Raw genomic sequence first — 17,449 nt, 5'->3', positions numbered from 1 at the left:
GGTCGCGGGTCCCCGCGCGCGGCGGGGTGGTGCGGGCGCCGGGCGGGGTGACCGGCCCGGCGCCGGGGTGGTTCAGCGCAGGCGGAAGACCTTCATGGCGCGCAGGCTGCGGGTCATGAACTCGGCGTACTTGGCGTCGTCCATGCCGAACGACGGGGCCATCGGCAGCAGCCGCTGGTGGGCGACGGTCTGCGGCTCGGTGTACTTCAGGATGCCCTCGGAGCCGTGCCGGCGGCCGATCCCGGACTCCTTCATGCCGCCCATCGGCGCCTGCACCGAGCCGTAGGCGGAGGCGTACGCCTCGTTGACGTTGACGGTGCCGGTGCGCAGGCGGGCGGCGAGGGCCCGGCCGCGGCGGCCGTCCTTGGTCCAGACGCTGGAGTTGAGGCCGAACGAGGTGGCGTTGGCGCGGGTGACCGCCTCCTCCTCGTCGCGGAAGCGGTAGACGGAGACGACCGGGCCGAAGGTCTCGTCGTTGCAGACCGCCATGGCCTCCTCGACGCCGTCCAGGATGGTCGGCTCGAAGAAGTACGGGCCGATGTCCGGCCGGGGCTGTCCGCCGGCCAGGACCTTGGCGCCCTTGGCGACGGCCTCCTCGACGTGGGCGCGGACCGCCTCGAACTGGCGCTCACCGGCGAGTGAGCCCATGTCGGCGCCGTAGGCGAGGGAGTTGCCGAGCCGCATCGCCTTGGTGAGGGCGGTGAACCGCTCCAGGAAGGCGTCGGCGACCGACTCGTGGACCAGCAGCCGCTCGATGGAGATGCAGAGCTGCCCGGCGGAGGAGAAGCAGGCGCGGACGGCTCCGGCGGCGGCCTTCTCGATGTCGGCGTCCTCCAGCACCAGCATGGCGTTCTTGCCGCCCAGCTCCAGCGAGCAGCCGATCAGCCGGGCGGCGGCGCGCTGGGCGACGATCTTGCCGGTGGTGGTGGAGCCGGTGAACGAGACGTAGTCGGCGTGGCGGACGACCTCGGTGCCGACGACCGGACCCTCGCCGACGACCACCTGGAACACCTCGGCGGGCAGCCCCGCTTCGATGAGCAGGTCGCGGCCCCACAGGGCGGTCAGCGCGGTCTCGGTGTCGGGCTTCATCACGACGGCGTTGCCGGAGACGAAGGCGGGCAGGGCGTCGCCGACGGAGAGTTCGAAGGGGTAGTTCCACGGCACGATCTGGCCGACGACCCCGCGCGGCTGGCGCAGCTCGGTGATCTTCGTCAGGACGGGGACGGCGCCGGTGTGCCGCTTGGGCCGCAGGTACGAGGGGGCCTTGCGGCCGTAGTGGCGGGCGGCCAGCGCGACCGCTTGCACCTCCTCGTGGGCGTGCAGCCGGGCCTTGCCGGTCTCCACCTGGATGAGGTCGAGCACCTCGGCCTGGCGGGCCAGCACCAGGTCGTGGAAGCGCAGCAGCACGGCGGCGCGGCGGGCGACCGGGGTGGCGGCCCACGCCTCCTGCGCGGCACGGGCCCGCGCGAAGGCGTCCGCGACATCCTCGGGCGTCGACTCCGGCAGGTCGGCCAGCTTCTCGCCGGTGAAGGGCGCGTGGTTGGCGGTCCGCCCGGAGCCCACCACGTCGCGGGTGAGCTGCGCGACCACCTGGGGCGTCACCACGTCGGCCGCGGTGCGGGTCCCTTCGGGGGCCGGGGCGAGGGGGTTGGTGCCGGTGCGCGCACCGGCGGCCTGCGTCTCCGTCATGAGCGTGAGCGTACGGCCACCCAGCGCTTTTGGGTACCCGCCGGTAAGTACGTTTCACCCCGCCCTCACATCGCGCCAGCGGTCACTGGCACATATGCGCTGATCAGCGGCTTGACGCCGTGAGGAGCCGTGGCGAACTCGATCACGGGCGTGTGCGCCATGCGACGGCGCGGGGCACGGAAGCCGTCCGGAGGCCAGTGTTCCGCTACTCCCGCCACTCCCCGTCGCGCAGGATCAGCCGCCCCCGCAGCTCCGGCACACCCCGCCAGGCGCGGACGGCGTCCGGCACCACCCGCAGGTACACGTACGGCGCCTCCTCGGTCCGCGGGTCCCACCCGAACCGGGCCGCGAAGCCGTCGGCCGCCTGGCCGGGGACCTCAGCCGCCGTGAGGCACGCGGCCCTCCCCTCCAGCTGGACCACGTCGGAGCTGTCGGGCAGGGCGAGCCGGGCGCGGGGGTCGGCGCGCAGGTTGCGGACGGTCGGGGAGGCGGCGGCGGTGCAGCACCACACCGCCCGGCCGTCCCACCGGAACCAGAGCGGGACCTGGTAGGGGCCGTGCTCGGGGTGGGCGGTGGCGAGCCACACGTCCCGCTCGGCGCCGAGCCGGGCCAGGGTGTCGCGGCGCCGCTCGGCGCGGGTGCGGGGTCCGGCGGGGGCGGCGGGGTCCTCGGTGGTCATGGGACGACCCTAGGAAGAGGCGGACGGCCCCGCATCGGGCCCCGGACCTACGCCCGGGGACCGGCGGGGCCGCATGTCCCGCACCTACAGCTGGACCGTGAAGTTCTCCGCGATGGTGCGGAACAGCTCCTCGCCGTCGTCCAGGGCCTTGCCCGCGCCGGGCATGCCGACCCGCAGCCGCCAGTAGACCTGCTTCTCGCCGGGGACGACCAACTCGCGGTACCGGCGGCGCAGCGGGTCCTCGTCGTCGGCCTCGCCGTAGCGGTAGTAGTCGAGGACCGTCTCGAAGGAGCCCCGGCGGCCCTGGTGCTCGACGGCCGTGGTCACCACCTTGGTCTCCTCGAACTCCGTGCCGTCGGTGCCGCCCTTCTCGTAGTGCCGCTTCCAGGCGGAGGCGGTCGGCGGGAGGGGCTTGTCATCAGGCTCGGCCACCGCGCGGTCGACCCGCTCGACGTAGACGAAGAAGACACCGCTCGGGTCGTCGAAGCGGACGCTGGTGTCGTCGCTGTCGGTGGCGGACCGCTTGTACTCCTTGGGTACGCCGATGTCGGCGGCGACCGTCTCCGCCTCCGGCCGGGAGACCCAGTCCTCGGGCAGCCCGCCGCCGAACGGGTTGACCGCGATCAGCACCAGCACCAGGACGACCGCGACGAGGCCGCCGAGCACCCCGTACTTCGCCTTCGGGCTGCGCTGCATGACCGGCGGCAGCCACTGGCTGGTGCTGCGACCCGAGCCCAGCAGCCGGGTGGCCGGGGCGGCGGCCGGCTGGGCGAGGGCGGTGAGGGCCTGGCGGACCTCGGCCGGGCCGGGGCGGAACGCCGGGTCCTTGCGCAGGAGCTGCATGATCACCTGGCCGAGCGCGCCGGGGGCCCGGGACGGTGTGGCGGGGTCGGCCGACAGGACGGCCTGGAGGGTGGCCGGGGTGTGCGAGCGGCGGAACGGCGAGACGCCCTCGACGGCCGCGTACAGCACGACGCCGAGCGACCAGAGGTCGGAGCAGGGCCCGGCTGCTGGCCGAGGACCCGCTCGGGCGCGATGAACTCCGGGGAGCCGACGAACGCGCCGGTCTCGGTGAGCCCCTGCTCGCCCTCGACCTGGGCGATGCCGAAGTCGGTGAGGACGACCCGGTCGCCCTTGCCGAGCAGCACGTTGTCCGGCTTGACGTCCCGGTGCAGGACCCCGGCCTCGTGGGCCGCCTCCAGCGCGCCGAGGACGGCGAGGCCGATCCTGGCCGCCTCGCGGGCGTCGAGGGTGCCGTCCTGGAGGCGGTCACCGAGCGAGTGGCCCGTGACCAGCTCCATGACCACCCAGGGCCTGCCCTCCTCCACCACCACGTCGTGCACGGTGACGACGGCCGGATGCTCGATCCGGGCGGCCGCCCGCGCCTCGCGGTGCATCCGCCGGTACGCGTTCTCCCGCTCGGCCTCGCTCAACTGGTCCGGCAGCCGGGGCTCCTTGACGGCCACCGCCCGGTGCACCACCAGGTCGAAGCCGCGCCAGACGGTGCCCATCCCGCCGTGCCCGAGCCGGTCGTCGAGCCGGTACCGCCCGCCGACCACCCGCCCGGCGCCGGGGCCGGCCGCCGGGGGCGCCGGGGTGGCGTACGGGTTCGGGCGGGCGGGCTCGGGCGGGCGGGCTCGGGCGGGCGCGGCGCCGGCGGGTAGCCGTACTGCCCGGCCGGGGAGGGCTCGCCCTGGCGGGGCGGGGGCGGCTGCTGCGGCGGGCGCAGGTCGTAGCTGGTGGGGTCGTTCTGCTGTCCCCCGTTGTTCGTCATGCCCACATCCTGTGGGCAGCGACCGGCCGGAATCCACCGCGAAGGCGACTCGGTGTCCGCACCGTGACACGGCGAACGTCGGGCGCTCCCCGCCTACTTCGGGGTGTAGCTCCCCGAGGCCTGCTCGAACAGGCGGTCCACCTGGTCGCGTTCGGCGTCGGGTCCGCGCACCTGGACGACGTGGTAGCGGTCGCCGACCAGCATCGCGAGATTGCGGACGTACAGCGGGGTGCCGTTGGCGGAGTCCCAGGTGAAGGTGCCCTCGGCCATCGACCGGCCACCCACCTCGATCAGCCGCAGGTTCTGCGAGGTGGTCCAGGAGGAGGCGCGGTACGGGTCGAGTTCCCGCTCGTGCTCCAGCTGGTACTTGAGGAGGTCGTCGCCGTAGCGGCTGGTGGAGTCGCGGCCGGGGACGACGATCAGCTCGAAGCTGCCGTTGGTGTAGACGACCTGACCCCGGCCGTTCCTGGGCTGCCGCTGCCAGCCCTTGGCGACGGCCACCTGGAAGCCCTCGGCGTCCTTGCGCAGGGTGAAGCCCTCGGCGACCTCGGGGGCGTTCCCGTCGGCGGGCGGCTCCTCGCTCTCCTCGTCCTCCGTGGGCCCGGTGTTCCCCCCGTCGGGCGAGGTGCCCGCCTCGGGGGGCGCGGAGCCTGCGGGCGCCTCGCGGGTCTCGCTGGGGGCGGGCGGCGCGGCGGGGCCGACACCGTCGCCCTCCCCCTCCTTGGGCAGGAAGAGCACGGCCGCCACGATCACCACGGTCACCCCGCCGAGGATGCTCAGCAGCAGGGTCCTGCCCAGCGACTTCGGCTCGCCCCGCTCCTTGGGCGGCCGCCCCTGCCGGGGGGCGCGGCGGGCGCGGGGGGTGCTGTACGCGCGGTCCAGGTCGGCGCCGTCTCCGTACTCGGCCCGGGGCGCCGGGGGCGCGGGCCGCTCCTCGCGGACGGGCGGCCTCGGCGCGGCGGCGGCACCCCTGCGCCGCTTGCCGCGACGGCGGACGAGGTCGCCCCGGCGGCGCTTCTCGGGGAGCTTGCGGGGCTCGTAGGGCGGGGCGGCGACGATGTCGCGTCCGGCGTCCGGCTCCGGCGCCGAACGCACCAGCGAGCGCAACCAGCCGCTCAGCTCCTCGAAGTCGGGCCGCTCGGTGGGGTCCTGGCGCAGCAGCGACTCCACGACGGGCCGCAGCGGGCCGCACTCCTCGGCGAAGGCGGGCGGCTCCGCGCACACCATCTGGACCAGTTCGGCGACGCTCTCCTCCGGGTAGGGCGCGTGGCCCTGCACGCTGCGGAAGAGCAGCGCGCCCAGCGCCCACAGGTCGGCGGCGGGCCCGACCGGCGCCGCGAGCTGCCACCGGTCGTGCACGGGCCCCGCCTGCTCGGGCGCCCACCGCTCGGTGACGGCCCCGACCACGGTCATCCGGGCCTGGCGCGCCCGCTCGGCCTCCAGCGGGGTGTCCGGGCCGCCCGTGGCGCGGGGCGTGGCCATGACCTCGTCCCAGCTGGCCGGCGCGGGCTTCTCCAGCTCCACCGCCGCCTGCTCGGGCACGTACGGGACGGCGGCGACGGGGAGGTGGTCCGGGCTGGGCAGGACGACGTGGTCGGCGTAGGGCGAGGGGGCCGCGTCGCCGGGCGCGAGCGCCTCGGGGTGCAGGCCGGGCGGCAGGGCGTGCGGGTCGCGGTGCGCGGTGCCGTACGGCTCGGGGTGGTCCTGGTGGGGCAGCCGGGGCCGGTCCTCGTCGCCGTCCTGCTCGCCGGCGGCCGGGTCGCGGGGGCGCGGGGTGGCGCCGTGCCAGGACGGGGCCGCCTGCTCGCGCGCGCCGACACCGTACGGGTCGGCTATCCGGCCCGGCACCCGCTCCTCGGGCTCCTCGGCGGCGGGCGCGGGCTGTTCGCCCAGCCGGCGCCGCTGCTCCTCGCTGAGCCGGGCGGCGGCCCGCGAGGTCCCGGCGCGGTACGCGGCGATGGCTCCGGCACGGGCGGCACGGGCCTCGGCGGCGGGGTCCTGGGCAGTCGTGGCAGGGAGTTCGGGCTGCGGGGCGGGGTCCGGCCGGGCGGGAGACGCGGGCTCGGGCCCGGCGGGAGCGGGCTCCTCCTCGCCCTCGGGGACCGGGACCGGGTCGTAGCCGCAGAGGGCCTCCTCGGCGGCGCCGGCGGCCAGCCCGGTGAGCATGACGCGGCCGTCCTCGCAGACCAGCACGGTGCGGGCGGTGATGTTGCGGTGGACCCAGCCGTGGGCGTGCAGCACCCGGAGCGCGGTCAGCACGTCGGCGGCGACCTCGGCGGCGCGGTACGGCGTCAGCGGCCGCTCGGCGAGCAGGGCGGCGAGCGGCCGGGCGGGCACGGCCTCGCTGACGATCCAGAGCGAGCCGTCCTCGGCGAAGACGTCGAAGACCTGGTCGAGCCGGGGGTGGTCGGGGATGCGGGCGGCGGCCTGGGCGGCCTCCATGGCGCGGCGGACGGCCGGGTCGGCGGGCCGGCGGGTGGCGCGGGCACCGGGCGGCGCGGCCTGCGCGTAGTCGTGCGTACCGGCCTGCCCGTCGAGGACCTCGGCCTCGACCACCTCGGGCAGCAGCACCTGGCGGACCAGGACCTCCTGGCCGCTGTAGGAGTCGAAGGCCGGGGTCTCGGACAGCTCGAAGGCGCCCGCCGGGGGAAGCGGCAGGCGGTACCGGTCGGCGAGGACCCGTCCCGCGTACTCGTCCATCCCGTCCCCCTTCCCCGGCGGCCAAATCCGTTCGCACACACGCCCGTTGGTTCTACCCCCGGACGCCGCCCCTCACGATACGTGGCGAGGCGGGCGGAGATGAGGCGATAGGCGATCCAGGGAACATCTGCCCGGGAAGCGCCGCCTCACTTCTTCGGCCGGAAGGTCTCCGTGAAGGTCCGCCAGGTGCCCTCACGCAGGTCGGTGTGCCAGTTCGCGTCCTTGGCGGTGTACATCAGGCCGTACCCGAGGCTCTTGTTGACGACCAGGCCCCGGTCGATCGAGCGGTACTTCACGCCGCCGTCGACGTAGGTGAACTCCCAGTCGGCCGTGTTCCAGCCCCGGTAGTCGACCGCCTCGATCTGGATGCGCTCGTACTGCGCCCGGCGCATGTACTTCTCCTGCGCCTTCCAGTCCGCGACCGGGTCGTCCTTCGGCGTCCCCGTCCACCCGACCAGCAGCTTCTGTCCGTCGGGCCCGGCGAACCGGGCCCCGGCGGCCCCGGTGGTGGTGTACTTCCACCCCTTCGGCAGCCCGATCCTGAACCCCTGGGAGTGGCGGTACGTGGTGTGGTCGAGGGTGTCGTCACCCGGCTCGCCGGGGTCGTGGCCGCTGCCCTCGCCGGCCTCGTCGCCCTTGCCCCCGTCACCGTCCTCGCCCTTGTCCCCGTCCGCGTCCCCGGTGCCCTGGTCGTCCTTGCCGCCGTCCTTGCCGCCGTCCGCGGCCTCGCCGCCCTTCCCGCCGTCCTGCGCGGGGCCGTTGCCGCCGTCGGCCTTGTCCCCGCTCTCGCCGCCGGTGGCCCCGGCCGAGGCGTTCTTGTCGCCGCCCTTGGCCGCGTCGTCCCCGCCGCCGGAGTCGCCGCCCCGGGTGAGGACGAAGCCGAGCACGGCCGCGACCAGCAGCACGGCGACGCCCAGCGCCACCAGCAGCGAGCGCCGCGAGACCACGTCGGTGAGCGAGGCCCGCGCGGCGGGCGGGCGCCCGCCCGCGGCGGTGGCCGTGGTGGGGGCCGCGGCGTGCGACACGGCGGCCGGGGGAACGACCGGCGCGTCGTCGGACGCCTGCATCTTCGGCCAGAGCGCGGGAGACCTGGCGGCACCGGCGGCACCCGCGGCCGCCGCCGCCTTCGGGGCCTTGGCCGCCTTCGGCGTCTTCTCCAGCTTCGGCCGGCTCTCCCGGGCGGCGCCGTCGGCCGGCTTCGGCAGCGGTACGACCTTGGTCGCGTCGGCGACCTGGCCCGCGCCCGCCTCCTCACTGGCGATCACGTCACGCAGCAGGGCCCGCGCGCCCGCCTCGTCGAGCCGCTGCCCGGGGTCCTTGGCGAGCAGCCCGTAGATGACCTCGCTCAGCGGCCCCGCGTTCTTCGGCGGGTCCAGCGGCTCCGTCATCACCGCGGTGAGCGTCGCGATGGCCGACCCCTTGTCGTACGGCGGGACGCCCTCCACCGCCGCGTACAGGAGCCCGCCCAGCGACCACAGGTCCGCCGCCGGGCCGGGCTTGTGGCCCCGCGCGCGTTCCGGCGAGATGTACGAGGGGGCGCCGACCAGCATGCCGGTCGAGGTGATCGAGGGGTCGCCCTCCACCTGCGCGATACCGAAGTCGGTGAGCACCACCCGGCCGTCGTCACCCTCGATGAGCACGTTCGACGGCTTCACGTCCCGGTGCAGGATGCCCTCCCGGTGCGCGGCCCGGAGCACCCCGAGAATGGCGAGCCCGACCTCGGCGGCCCGCTTGGGGGTGAGCGTGCCGTCCTCCCGGATCACCTCGGCGAGGGACTTGCCCTCGATCAGCTCCATCACGATCCACGGCCGGTCGTCCTCGTCCACGACGTCGTAGACGGTGACCGCGCCGTTGCTCCGGATACGGGCGATGGCCTTCGCCTCGCGCAGGGTCCGCGTGATGAGCCGCCGCTTCTCCTCCTCGTCGATCGACGAGGGGAACCGCAGTTCCTTCACCGCGACGGTCCGCCCCAGCGTCTCGTCCTCGGCCCGCCACACCGTGCCCATGCCGCCCCGGCCCAGCACACCACCCAGCCGGTACCGCCCGGCGAGCAGCCGGCCGCCGTCCTTGGCCCCGTCGTCCCGACGGCCCTTCTGCGACTGCTCCGCGTCCGTCATGCGTCCCCTCTGAACCCGCCCCGACAGAGCCACCATTGTCCCTCACGCGGGGAGCAGACTGCGCCTGGGGGATGGGGCCACTGTGGGGTGCGAAAGCCACACCGGGCAAGACGAGCCGGCCTTCAGCGGGGCCGCCTGCCGCACGATATGACGACACATCATGGCCAGGTGGGGCGATACGGGCGGGGGCGGGGCCCACCTCGACAGTGACCGCCCACCCAGCACTCACCTCCCCAGATGCCCCTGCACGGCGGCGTTCACCGCCTCCTCACACCAGTCGCCTCTTCAGCGGCGTGCCCTCGGCACTCTCAACGGCACGCTCGGCGGGGCTTCATCCGCAGGATCGGGAGCCCCAGTCGGCCGGAGCTTTCGGGAGCCGCCATTCATCTGGGCACATCACAGATCGTGCGGGTAGAGCTGGATTTGCGAAGCCCGGAAGGAAATCCACCCCTCCACCGCAGGAAGCTCCGACCTACGATTCGGGATTTCCAGCAGGAGGATGTCCGATCCCACTCTGACCTCTACGACCGCATCATCACCATCGCCGAATCCGACAACTCGGCCCGTGATGAGCGTGCCGGAATCCGCTCCAGCCTGCGAGAGGGGAGCAACACCGGAGGAGCCAGCCGTCCACCCTGTGACGCATTCCGGGACTTCGATCTCGACATCAGAGCAACCCACTTCGGCGGGGTTCGACCCCGTCCAGCGACCAGACGCGAAGAACTCTGGATGAGCGCACACCCGGAAGCCTTCACGGAAGACCACCAGGCGCGCCCACGCCCCGAAAGCCCGGTCGGTGACCGGCACACCCCACCGGACAGACCGGCCGAAGACCGCCCGGCCGGGGGCCAGCCCCAGGCCCCCGGCCGGCACGTGAGGTCAGACCGCCGGGTTCGAGTAGGCGAAGCGCCAGAACGTTGCCTGGGTTCCCGCTCCCGCACGCCCGTCGAGAGCCCCGGTGTAGCCGCGGAACTTCTTCAGGTACGCCTGGAGGGACACGATCGTCGCGGGCCCCACGACCCCGTCGATGGCCCCCTTGTAGGGAGCCGGCTGGCTGGGCCAGGTGGCGAGGAAGCGCTGCATCGCCTTCCAGCTGTTGGGGCCGAGCGCCCCGTCGATCGCCCCCGTGTAGCCGTACATGGTGAGGACCCACCGCTGGACGCGCTTGGCGCCCTGGTTGTCGAGGCCGAGGTTGACCGCGGCCGCGCTCGCCGTCCCGGCGAAGCCGACCACCGCCGCCCCGGACGCCGCCACCGCCAGCAGCCCGCCCCGGAGCAGCCCGCGCCGCGAGAAACCGTTCCGTCTGTCCTGTTCCACGTCAATCCCCCTGTTCTGGCCGGGAGTTCTCCCGGACTGGCGCATACGCTAGCCCGGATCGCCGACGGCGATCCGGGCCAGGAGGAGCTTGGTACGCGCCTGTCACAGAGGCCCGCGTGGCCCCCGTGCCCCCAGGGGCGCGCCTACCCCTGCACGATGTCCGGCGCCCCCAGCCGAGCCGCGTCCGCCGTCAGGTCGTCGGGCTGGCGCTGCGACTCCCGTTCGGCCTCGACGCGCATCTCGTAGTGCGCGACCTCGTTGTCGATCCGCTCCTGGTCCCAGCCGAGGACGGGGGCGACCAGTTCGGCGCACTCGCGGGCGCTGCGGGTTCCCCGGTCGAAGGTCTCGATGGAGATGCGGGTGCGGCGGGTGAGGATGTCGTCGAGGTGGTGGGCGCTCTCGTGGGTGGCGGCGTAGACGATCTCGGCGCGGAGGTAGTCGTCGGCGTAGCGCAGCGGTTCGCCGAGGGAGGGGTCCTCGGCGATGAGCTGGAGGAGTTCGTCGGTGAGGGTGCCGTAGCGGTTGAGCAGGTGCTCGATGCGGACCACGTGCAGCCCGGTGCGGGCGGCGGTGCGGGCGCGGGCGTTCCACAGGGCCTGGTACCCCTCGGCGCCGAGCAGCGGGACCTCCTCGGTGACGCAGTCGGCGACGCGCTGGTTGAGCCCGCGCACCGCCTCGTCCACGGCGTCCTTCGCCATGATCCGGTACGTCGTGTACTTGCCGCCGGCGACCACGACGAGCCCGGGCACCGGATGGGCCACGGTGTGCTCGCGGGAGAGCTTGCTGGTGGCGTCGGACTCGCCGGCGAGGAGCGGGCGGAGCCCGGCGTAGACGCCCTCGACGTCGTCGCGGGAGAGCGGGACGGCGAGGACGGAGTTGACGTGTTCGAGGACGTAGTCGATGTCGGCGCTGGAGGCGGCCGGGTGGGCCTTGTCCAGGTCCCACTCGGTGTCCGTGGTGCCGACGATCCAGTGCCGGCCCCAGGGGATGACGAAGAGGACCGACTTCTCGGTGCGCAGGATGAGCCCGGTGGAGGAGTTGATGCGGTCCTTGGGGACGACCAGGTGGACGCCCTTGGAGGCGCGGACGTGGAACTGGCCGCGTTCGCCGACCATGGCCTGGGTGTCGTCGGTCCAGACGCCGGTGGCGTTGACGACCTGCTTGGCGCGGACCTCGTACTCGCCGCCCTTCTCGACGTCGGTGACCATGGCGCCGACCACGCGTTCGCCCTCGCGGATGAATCCGGTGACCCGCGCCCCGTTGGCGACCTTGGCGCCGTACGAGGAGGCGGTGCGGATCAGGTCGAGGACGAAGCGGGCGTCGTCCATCTGGGCGTCGTAGTACTGGAGGGCGCCGACCAGGGCGTCCTTGCGCAGGCAGGGGGCGACGCGCAGGGCGTGCCGGCGGCTGAGGTGGCGGTGGGTGGGCAGGCCCCGGCCGTGGCCGCGGGCCATCGCCATGCCGTCGTAGAGGGCGACGCCGGCTCCGGCGTAGAGGCGCTCCCAGCCGGCGTGCTGGAGCGGGTAGAGGAAGGGCACCGGCTTGACCAGGTGCGGGGCGAGCCGCTCCAGGAGCAGGCCGCGTTCCTTCAACGCCTCCCTGACCAGGGCGAAGTCGAGCATCTCCAGGTAGCGCAGACCGCCGTGGATGAGCTTGCTGGAGCGGCTGGAGGTGCCGGACGCCCAGTCGCGGGCCTCGACGAGGCCGGTGGACAGGCCCCGGGTGACGGCGTCCAGCGCCGTGCCCGCGCCGACCACCCCGCCGCCGACCACGAGGATGTCCAGTTCCCGTTCGGCCATCGCGGCGAGCGCCTCGGCCCGCTCGTCCGGTCCCAGTGTGCCTGTCCTCACCCGTAACCTCCCGTGACGTCTGCCTGATCCGGACTGGTCTGGTCTGGTGCCGCGGCGGGACGGGCGCGATGCTCGCGGCCGGGGCGGGCCCACGGCCCTCGTGTTCCCGTTCCCCGGGCGGCCCACGCGCGGCCTCCCGGAAACCCGCTCCCTCTGCCCGAATTCTGACCCGCTCGTCCCGTATCGGCCACCGGCCGGGTGCGGGAGGGGCACCTGACCGGCGGTATGCGTGACACCTCTGCGCGCCGACATGCGCGCGATCCGACATCAATACCGCATCTCGTTCATATGTATGCCTAGTCTGACATTCACGCAGGTCCGCGCCGGTCCAGCGGCACCTCGGGGAGCCCGGGCCGGCGCGTCCCGCGCCCCCCCTCGACGCCCCGGCCCCCTCGAAGGACGGTCCACCGCCATGCCCGCAGACCTCGCCGTCATCGGACTCGGCTCGCACGGCCTGCCACTCGCCCAGGCCGCCGTCGGCGCGGGCGTCGACACCATCGGCTACGACCCGGACCGCGCCCGCGACCTGGCCTCGGGCCGCCTCCCCGGCACCGGCGCCGAGGGCGCCCTCACCGCGGCCGACGTCCGCCGGATGCTCTCCGGCGGCTTCCGCCCCACCGCCGACCCCCGCGAACTGGGCCGGGTACGGACCGCCGTCATCTGCGCCCCCGCGCCCCCCGGCCCCTCCGGCGGCGTCGACCTCGGACCGCTCGCCGAGGCCGCCCGCGCCCTCGCGGCCCGCCTGCGGCCGCACACCACGGTCATCCTGGAGTCCCCGGCGGGCCCCGGCACCACCGAGGAGTTCCTGCGCCCCCTCCTGGAGTCCGGCTCGGGCCTGACGGCCGGCCGCGACTTCCACCTCGCCTACTCCCCCGGCCGCACCGACCCCGGCAACCGCACCCACGGCTACGCCGCCACCCCCAAGGTCATCGGCGGCCTCACCCCGGCCTGCACCGAGTCGGCCGCCGCCTTCTACGGCCGCCTCACCGACAAGGTGGTCCGCGCCCGGGGCCCCCGCGAGGCCGAGACCGTGCACGTCCTGGAGACCAACTACCGGCACGTCAACCTCGCCCTGGTCAACGAGATGGCGGTGCTCTGCCACGACCTCGGCGTCGACCTCTGGGACGTCATCCGCTGCGCCGAGACCAAGCCCTACGGCTTCCAGGCGTTCCGCCCGGGCCCCGGCGTCGGCGGCCACGGCCTCCCGCTCGACCCCAGCTGCCTCCCGCACGCCGACGCCACCCCCGGCAACGGCCTGCGCATGGTCTCCCTGGCCCGCGACATCAACGCCCGCATGCCCCAGTACGTCATCCAGCGCGCCACCCAGCTCCTCAACGAGCACGGCAAGTCGGCCCGCGCCGCCCGGGTGCTGCTGCTCGGCGTCACCTACAAGCCGGACGTCGCCGACCAGCAGGGCGCCCCCGCCCAGGAGATCGCCCTGCGCCTCACCGAGCGCGGCGCCTCGGTCAGCTACCACGACCCGTACGTCCCGCACTGGTCGCCGGCCGGGCGCCCGGTGCCGCGCGCCGACTCCCTCTACGAGGCGGCGGCCGAGGCGGACCTGACGATCCTGCTCCAGAACCACCGCACGTACGACCTCCAGGGCATCGCCGTGAAGGCGCAGCTGCTCCTCGACACCCGGGGCACCACCCCGGCGGGTGCGGCCCACCGCCTCTGACCGGCCAGGACACACCGCTGCCCGGCACTCCGCGAGGGGGCGCCGGGCAGCGGGACGTGCGAGGGCGGGGCGGTCAGCGCTTGTGGTGCGAGTCCGCGACGGTGACCTCGACGCGCTGGAACTCCTTCAGCTCGCTGTAGCCGGTGGTCGCCATCGACCGGCGGAGCGCGCCGAACATGTTCATCGAGCCGTCGGGGGTGCGGGACGGGCCGGTGAGGATCTCCTCGGTGGTGCCGACCATGCCGAGGTCGACCAGCTTGCCGCGCGGCACGTCCTCGTGGACGGCCTCCATGCCCCAGTGGTGCCCCTTGCCGGGCGCGTCGGTGGCGCGGGCCAGCGGCGAGCCCATCATCACGGCGTCGGCGCCGCAGGCGACGGCCTTCGGCAGGTCGCCGGACCAGCCGACGCCGCCGTCGGCGATGACGTGCACGTACCGGCCGCCGGACTCGTCGAGGTAGTCACGGCGGGCGGCGGCCACGTCGGCGACGGCGGTGGCCATCGGGACCTGGATGCCGAGCACGTTGCGGGTGGTGTGGGCGGCGCCGCCGCCGAAGCCGACCAGCACACCGGCGGCACCGGTGCGCATCAGGTGCAGGGCCGCGGTGTACGTGGCGCAGCCGCCGACGATGACCGGGACGTCCAGCTCGTAGATGAACTGCTTGAGGTTGAGCGGCTCGGCGGCGCCGGAGACGTGCTCGGCGGAGACGGTGGTGCCGCGGATGACGAAGATGTCGACCCCGGCGTCCACGACGGCCTTGGAGAACTGGGCGGTGCGCTGCGGGGAGAGCGCGGCGGCGGTGATGACGCCCGCGTCGCGGACCTCCTTGATCCGGCGGCCGATCAGCTCCTCCTGGATCGGCGCGTCGTAGATCTCCTGGAGGCGGCGGGTGGCGCGCTCCTCGTCCAGCTCCTCGGCGATCTCGTCGAGCAGCGGCTGCGGGTCCTCGTAGCGGGTCCAGAGCCCTTCGAGGTTGAGCACGCCGAGGCCGCCGAGCTGCCCGACGCGGATCGCCGTCTCGGGGGAGACGATGGAGTCCATGGGGGCGGCGAGGAAGGGAAGCTCGAAGCGGTAGGCGTCGATCTGCCAGGCGATCGAGACCTCCTTCGGGTCGCGGGTGCGGCGACTCGGGACGACGGCGATGTCGTCGAATGCGTACGCCCTCCGGCCGCGCTTGCCGCGCCCGATCTCGATCTCAGTCACTGGGTGGCCTTTCCTGTGGGTCTCAAGTCCATCAGTATCCCCCGCCCGCACGCCGAAGAGGCGGCCCGGTGTCCCGGGCCGCCTCTTCGACCGTGCGACGGGTCAGCGCTTGGCGGCGTAGTTCGGCGCCTCGACCGTCATCTGGATGTCGTGCGGGTGGCTCTCCTTGAGCCCCGCCGAGGTGATCCGGACGAACCGGCCGTTGCGCTGGAGCTCGGGGACGGTGGGGCCGCCGACGTAGAACATCGACTGGCGCAGACCGCCGACGAGCTGGTGCACGACCTGCGCGAGCGGGCCGCGGTAGGGCACCTGGCCCTCGATGCCCTCGGGGACCAGCTTCTCGTCGGAGGCGACGCCCTCCTGGAAGTACCGGTCCTTGGAGAACGACTTGCGGTCGCCGCGGGTCTGCATCGCGCCGAGCGAGCCCATGCCGCGGTACGACTTGAACTGCTTGCCGTTGATGAAGAGCAGCTCGCCGGGGGACTCCTCGCAGCCGGCCAGCAGCGAGCCGAGCATCACCGTGTCGGCGCCGGCCACCAGGGCCTTGGCGATGTCGCCGGAGTACTGGAGGCCGCCGTCGCCGATGACCGGGACGCCGGCCGCCTGGGCGGCGAGGGAGGCCTCGTAGATCGCGGTGACCTGCGGGACGCCGATGCCGGCGACGACGCGGGTGGTGCAGATGGAGCCCGGGCCGACACCGACCTTGACGCCGTCGGCGCCGGAGTCGATGAGCATCTGGGCGCCGTCGCGGGTGGCGATGTTGCCGCCGATGACGTCCACGCCGGAGCTGTTCGACTTGATCTTGGCGACCATGTCGCCGACCAGACGCGAGTGGCCGTGCGCGGTGTCGACCACGATGAAGTCGACGCCGGCGGCGATCAGCGCCTGGGCGCGCTCGAAGGCGTCGCCCGCCACGCCGACGGCGGCGCCGACCAGCAGGCGGCCCTCGGAGTCCTTGGCGGCGTTCGGGTACTTCTCCGCCTTGACGAAGTCCTTGACGGTGATGAGGCCCTTGAGGACACCCTCGTCGTCGACGAGCGGCAGCTTCTCGATCTTGTGGCGGCGCAGCAGCTCCATGGCGTCGACGCCGGAGATGCCGACCTTGCCGGTGACCAGCGGCATCGGCGTCATGACCTCGCGCACCTGGCGCGTACGGTCCGACTCGAAGGCCATGTCGCGGTTGGTGACGATGCCGAGCAGGCGGCCCGAGCCGTCGGTGACCGGCACGCCGCTGATGCGGAACTTGGCGCAGATCGCGTCGGCCTCGCCGAGGGTGGCGTCCGGGTGCACGGTGATCGGGTCGGTGACCATGCCCGACTCGGAGCGCTTGACGAGGTCGACCTGGTTGGCCTGGTCCTCGATGGAGAGGTTGCGGTGCAGGACACCGGCACCGCCCTGGCGGGCCATGGCGATGGCCATCCGCGACTCGGTGACCTTGTCCATCGCGGCGGAGAGCAGCGGGACGTTCACCTTGACGTTCTTCGACAGGCGTGAAGTGGTGTCGATCTGGTCGGGCGCCATGTCCGACGCGCCCGGCAGCAGCAGCACGTCGTCGTAGGTCAGCCCGAGTGTCGCGAATTTCTCGGGCACTCCGTCGACGTTTGCAGTCATGACACCTTCCCCAAATGGCCTTGATCGGTGCGGATGTCCATGCTAACGGGATTCTGCCCGCTCCCATTCCACTCCTGGGAGATGGACGGGATGGCTCCGGACACATGTGTCCGACGTCTCCCCCGCGCTTCTGCCCGCCCGCCGCCCGGCTACTGCTCCGCCAGCGCCCGCAGCCGGCTCAGCGCCCGGTGCTGGGCGACCCGGACCGCGCCCGGCGACATCCCCAGCATCTGGCCGGTCTCCTCGGCGGTGAGACCGACGGCGATCCGCAGGAGCAGCAGCTCGCGCTGGTTCTGCGGGAGGTTGGCGAGGAGCTGCTTGGCCCAGGCCGCGTCGCTGCTGAGCAGGGCGCGCTCCTCGGGGCCGAGGGAGTCGTCGGGCCGCTCGGGCATCTCGTCGGAGGGGACGGCGGTCGAGCCGGGGTGGCGCATCGCGGCGCGCTGGAGGTCGGCGACCTTGTGTCCGGCGATGGCGAAGACGAACGCCTCGAAGGGGCGCCCGGTGTCCTTGTAACGCGGCAGGGCGAGGAGGACGGCGACGCAGACCTCCTGCGCGAGGTCCTCCACGAAGTGCCGGGCGTCGCCGGGCAGCCGGGAGAGGCGGGTGCGGCAGTACCGCAGCGCCAGCGGATGGACGTGCGCGAGCAGGTCGTGGGTGGCCTGCTCGTCACCCTCCACCGCGCGATGGACGAGGCCGCTGATCGCCGTCGTCTCGTCGTCACGCATCGGTCCATGGTGCCTTGGCGCCGAACGATCCGGGACATCGCGTCCCTCGTTGTGCACCGAAGCGTTATGAGCAGGTGCGCCGGACCTCATCGACTGCGCCCTCCCCTG

11 protein-coding genes and 1 pseudogene are annotated in these 17,449 nt (G+C 73.8%); 1 reads left to right on the top strand and 11 read right to left on the bottom strand.

Features of this window, described 5'->3' with window-relative positions:
- Positions 1–72: 72 nt before the first annotated feature.
- The 8 genes and pseudogenes from OIM89_RS18995 to OIM89_RS18960 form a co-directional block, all read right to left on the bottom strand.
- Positions 73–1,689: a succinic semialdehyde dehydrogenase gene (locus tag OIM89_RS18995; protein WP_030695905.1), complete on the bottom strand. Its 1,617-nt coding sequence runs from the start codon at positions 1,687–1,689 to the stop codon at positions 73–75.
- Positions 1,690–1,894: 205 nt separating this feature from the next.
- On the bottom strand, positions 1,895–2,368 hold the full coding sequence (locus OIM89_RS18990) for a pyridoxamine 5'-phosphate oxidase family protein (protein WP_226965326.1): 474 nt from the start codon (positions 2,366–2,368) through the stop codon (positions 1,895–1,897).
- Positions 2,369–2,452: 84 nt separating this feature from the next.
- Positions 2,453–4,142, bottom strand: a pseudogene (locus OIM89_RS18985) (serine/threonine-protein kinase).
- A gap of 93 nt (positions 4,143–4,235) precedes the next feature.
- The gene (locus tag OIM89_RS18980) at positions 4,236–6,842 is read right to left on the bottom strand and encodes a protein kinase domain-containing protein (protein ID WP_217466866.1); all 2,607 of its coding nucleotides are present in this window, start codon (positions 6,840–6,842) and stop codon (positions 4,236–4,238) included.
- 146 nt (positions 6,843–6,988) lie between these two features.
- Positions 6,989–8,959 carry a serine/threonine-protein kinase gene (locus OIM89_RS18975; RefSeq protein ID WP_047464653.1) on the bottom strand — a complete coding sequence of 657 codons (1,971 nt, stop codon included), beginning with the start codon at positions 8,957–8,959 and terminating at the stop codon, positions 6,989–6,991.
- A gap of 396 nt (positions 8,960–9,355) precedes the next feature.
- Positions 9,356–9,766 carry a hypothetical protein gene (locus OIM89_RS18970; protein ID WP_264491452.1) on the bottom strand — a complete coding sequence of 137 codons (411 nt, stop codon included), beginning with the start codon at positions 9,764–9,766 and terminating at the stop codon, positions 9,356–9,358.
- Between the two features lie 72 nt (positions 9,767–9,838).
- The gene (locus tag OIM89_RS18965; RefSeq protein ID WP_264491451.1) at positions 9,839–10,276 is read right to left on the bottom strand and encodes a hypothetical protein; all 438 of its coding nucleotides are present in this window, start codon (positions 10,274–10,276) and stop codon (positions 9,839–9,841) included.
- Positions 10,277–10,419: 143 nt separating this feature from the next.
- A complete protein-coding gene (locus OIM89_RS18960; RefSeq protein WP_030695911.1) occupies positions 10,420–12,126 on the bottom strand; it encodes a glycerol-3-phosphate dehydrogenase/oxidase in 1,707 nt (568 codons plus the stop codon).
- Positions 12,127–12,538: 412 nt separating this feature from the next.
- Here OIM89_RS18960 and OIM89_RS18955 point away from each other — a divergent pair, with 412 nt between their 5' ends.
- Positions 12,539–13,804, top strand: a complete 1,266-nt coding sequence (locus tag OIM89_RS18955; RefSeq protein WP_030695912.1) for a nucleotide sugar dehydrogenase — start codon at positions 12,539–12,541, stop codon at positions 13,802–13,804.
- A gap of 73 nt (positions 13,805–13,877) precedes the next feature.
- Here OIM89_RS18955 and OIM89_RS18950 read toward each other — a convergent pair whose 3' ends face one another.
- From OIM89_RS18950 to OIM89_RS18940, 3 genes are all read right to left on the bottom strand, one after another.
- Positions 13,878–15,005: a GuaB3 family IMP dehydrogenase-related protein gene (locus OIM89_RS18950; protein ID WP_030695913.1), complete on the bottom strand. Its 1,128-nt coding sequence runs from the start codon at positions 15,003–15,005 to the stop codon at positions 13,878–13,880.
- 102 nt (positions 15,006–15,107) lie between these two features.
- The gene (gene guaB / locus OIM89_RS18945; protein WP_030695914.1) at positions 15,108–16,616 is read right to left on the bottom strand and encodes an IMP dehydrogenase; all 1,509 of its coding nucleotides are present in this window, start codon (positions 16,614–16,616) and stop codon (positions 15,108–15,110) included.
- A 149-nt stretch (positions 16,617–16,765) separates the two neighbouring features.
- Positions 16,766–17,341 carry a sigma-70 family RNA polymerase sigma factor gene (locus OIM89_RS18940; RefSeq protein ID WP_030695915.1) on the bottom strand — a complete coding sequence of 192 codons (576 nt, stop codon included), beginning with the start codon at positions 17,339–17,341 and terminating at the stop codon, positions 16,766–16,768.
- Between the last annotated feature and the right edge of the window lie 108 nt (positions 17,342–17,449).

The organism is Streptomyces sp. BI87 (assembly GCF_025957665.1).
In the GTDB taxonomy this organism is placed as follows: Bacteria; Actinomycetota; Actinomycetes; order Streptomycetales; family Streptomycetaceae; genus Streptomyces; species Streptomyces albidoflavus.
Note: the sequence above shows the minus strand (reverse complement) of the source record. Positions and strands in the feature narration are given on the sequence as shown.

Bases quoted from the DNA above. Each gene is read 5' to 3' on its own strand.
- OIM89_RS18995 (WP_030695905.1), bottom strand. From the start codon at position 1,689: ATGACGGAGACGCAGGCCGCCGGTGCGCGCACCGGCACCAACCCCCTC.
- OIM89_RS18990 (WP_226965326.1), bottom strand. From the start codon at position 2,368: ATGACCACCGAGGACCCCGCCGCCCCCGCCGGACCCCGCACCCGCGCC.
- OIM89_RS18980 (WP_217466866.1), bottom strand. From the start codon at position 6,842: ATGGACGAGTACGCGGGACGGGTCCTCGCCGACCGGTACCGCCTGCCG.
- OIM89_RS18975 (WP_047464653.1), bottom strand. From the start codon at position 8,959: ATGACGGACGCGGAGCAGTCGCAGAAGGGCCGTCGGGACGACGGGGCC.
- OIM89_RS18955 (WP_030695912.1), top strand. From the start codon at position 12,539: ATGCCCGCAGACCTCGCCGTCATCGGACTCGGCTCGCACGGCCTGCCA.
- guaB (WP_030695914.1), bottom strand. From the start codon at position 16,616: ATGACTGCAAACGTCGACGGAGTGCCCGAGAAATTCGCGACACTCGGG.
- OIM89_RS18940 (WP_030695915.1), bottom strand. From the start codon at position 17,341: ATGCGTGACGACGAGACGACGGCGATCAGCGGCCTCGTCCATCGCGCG.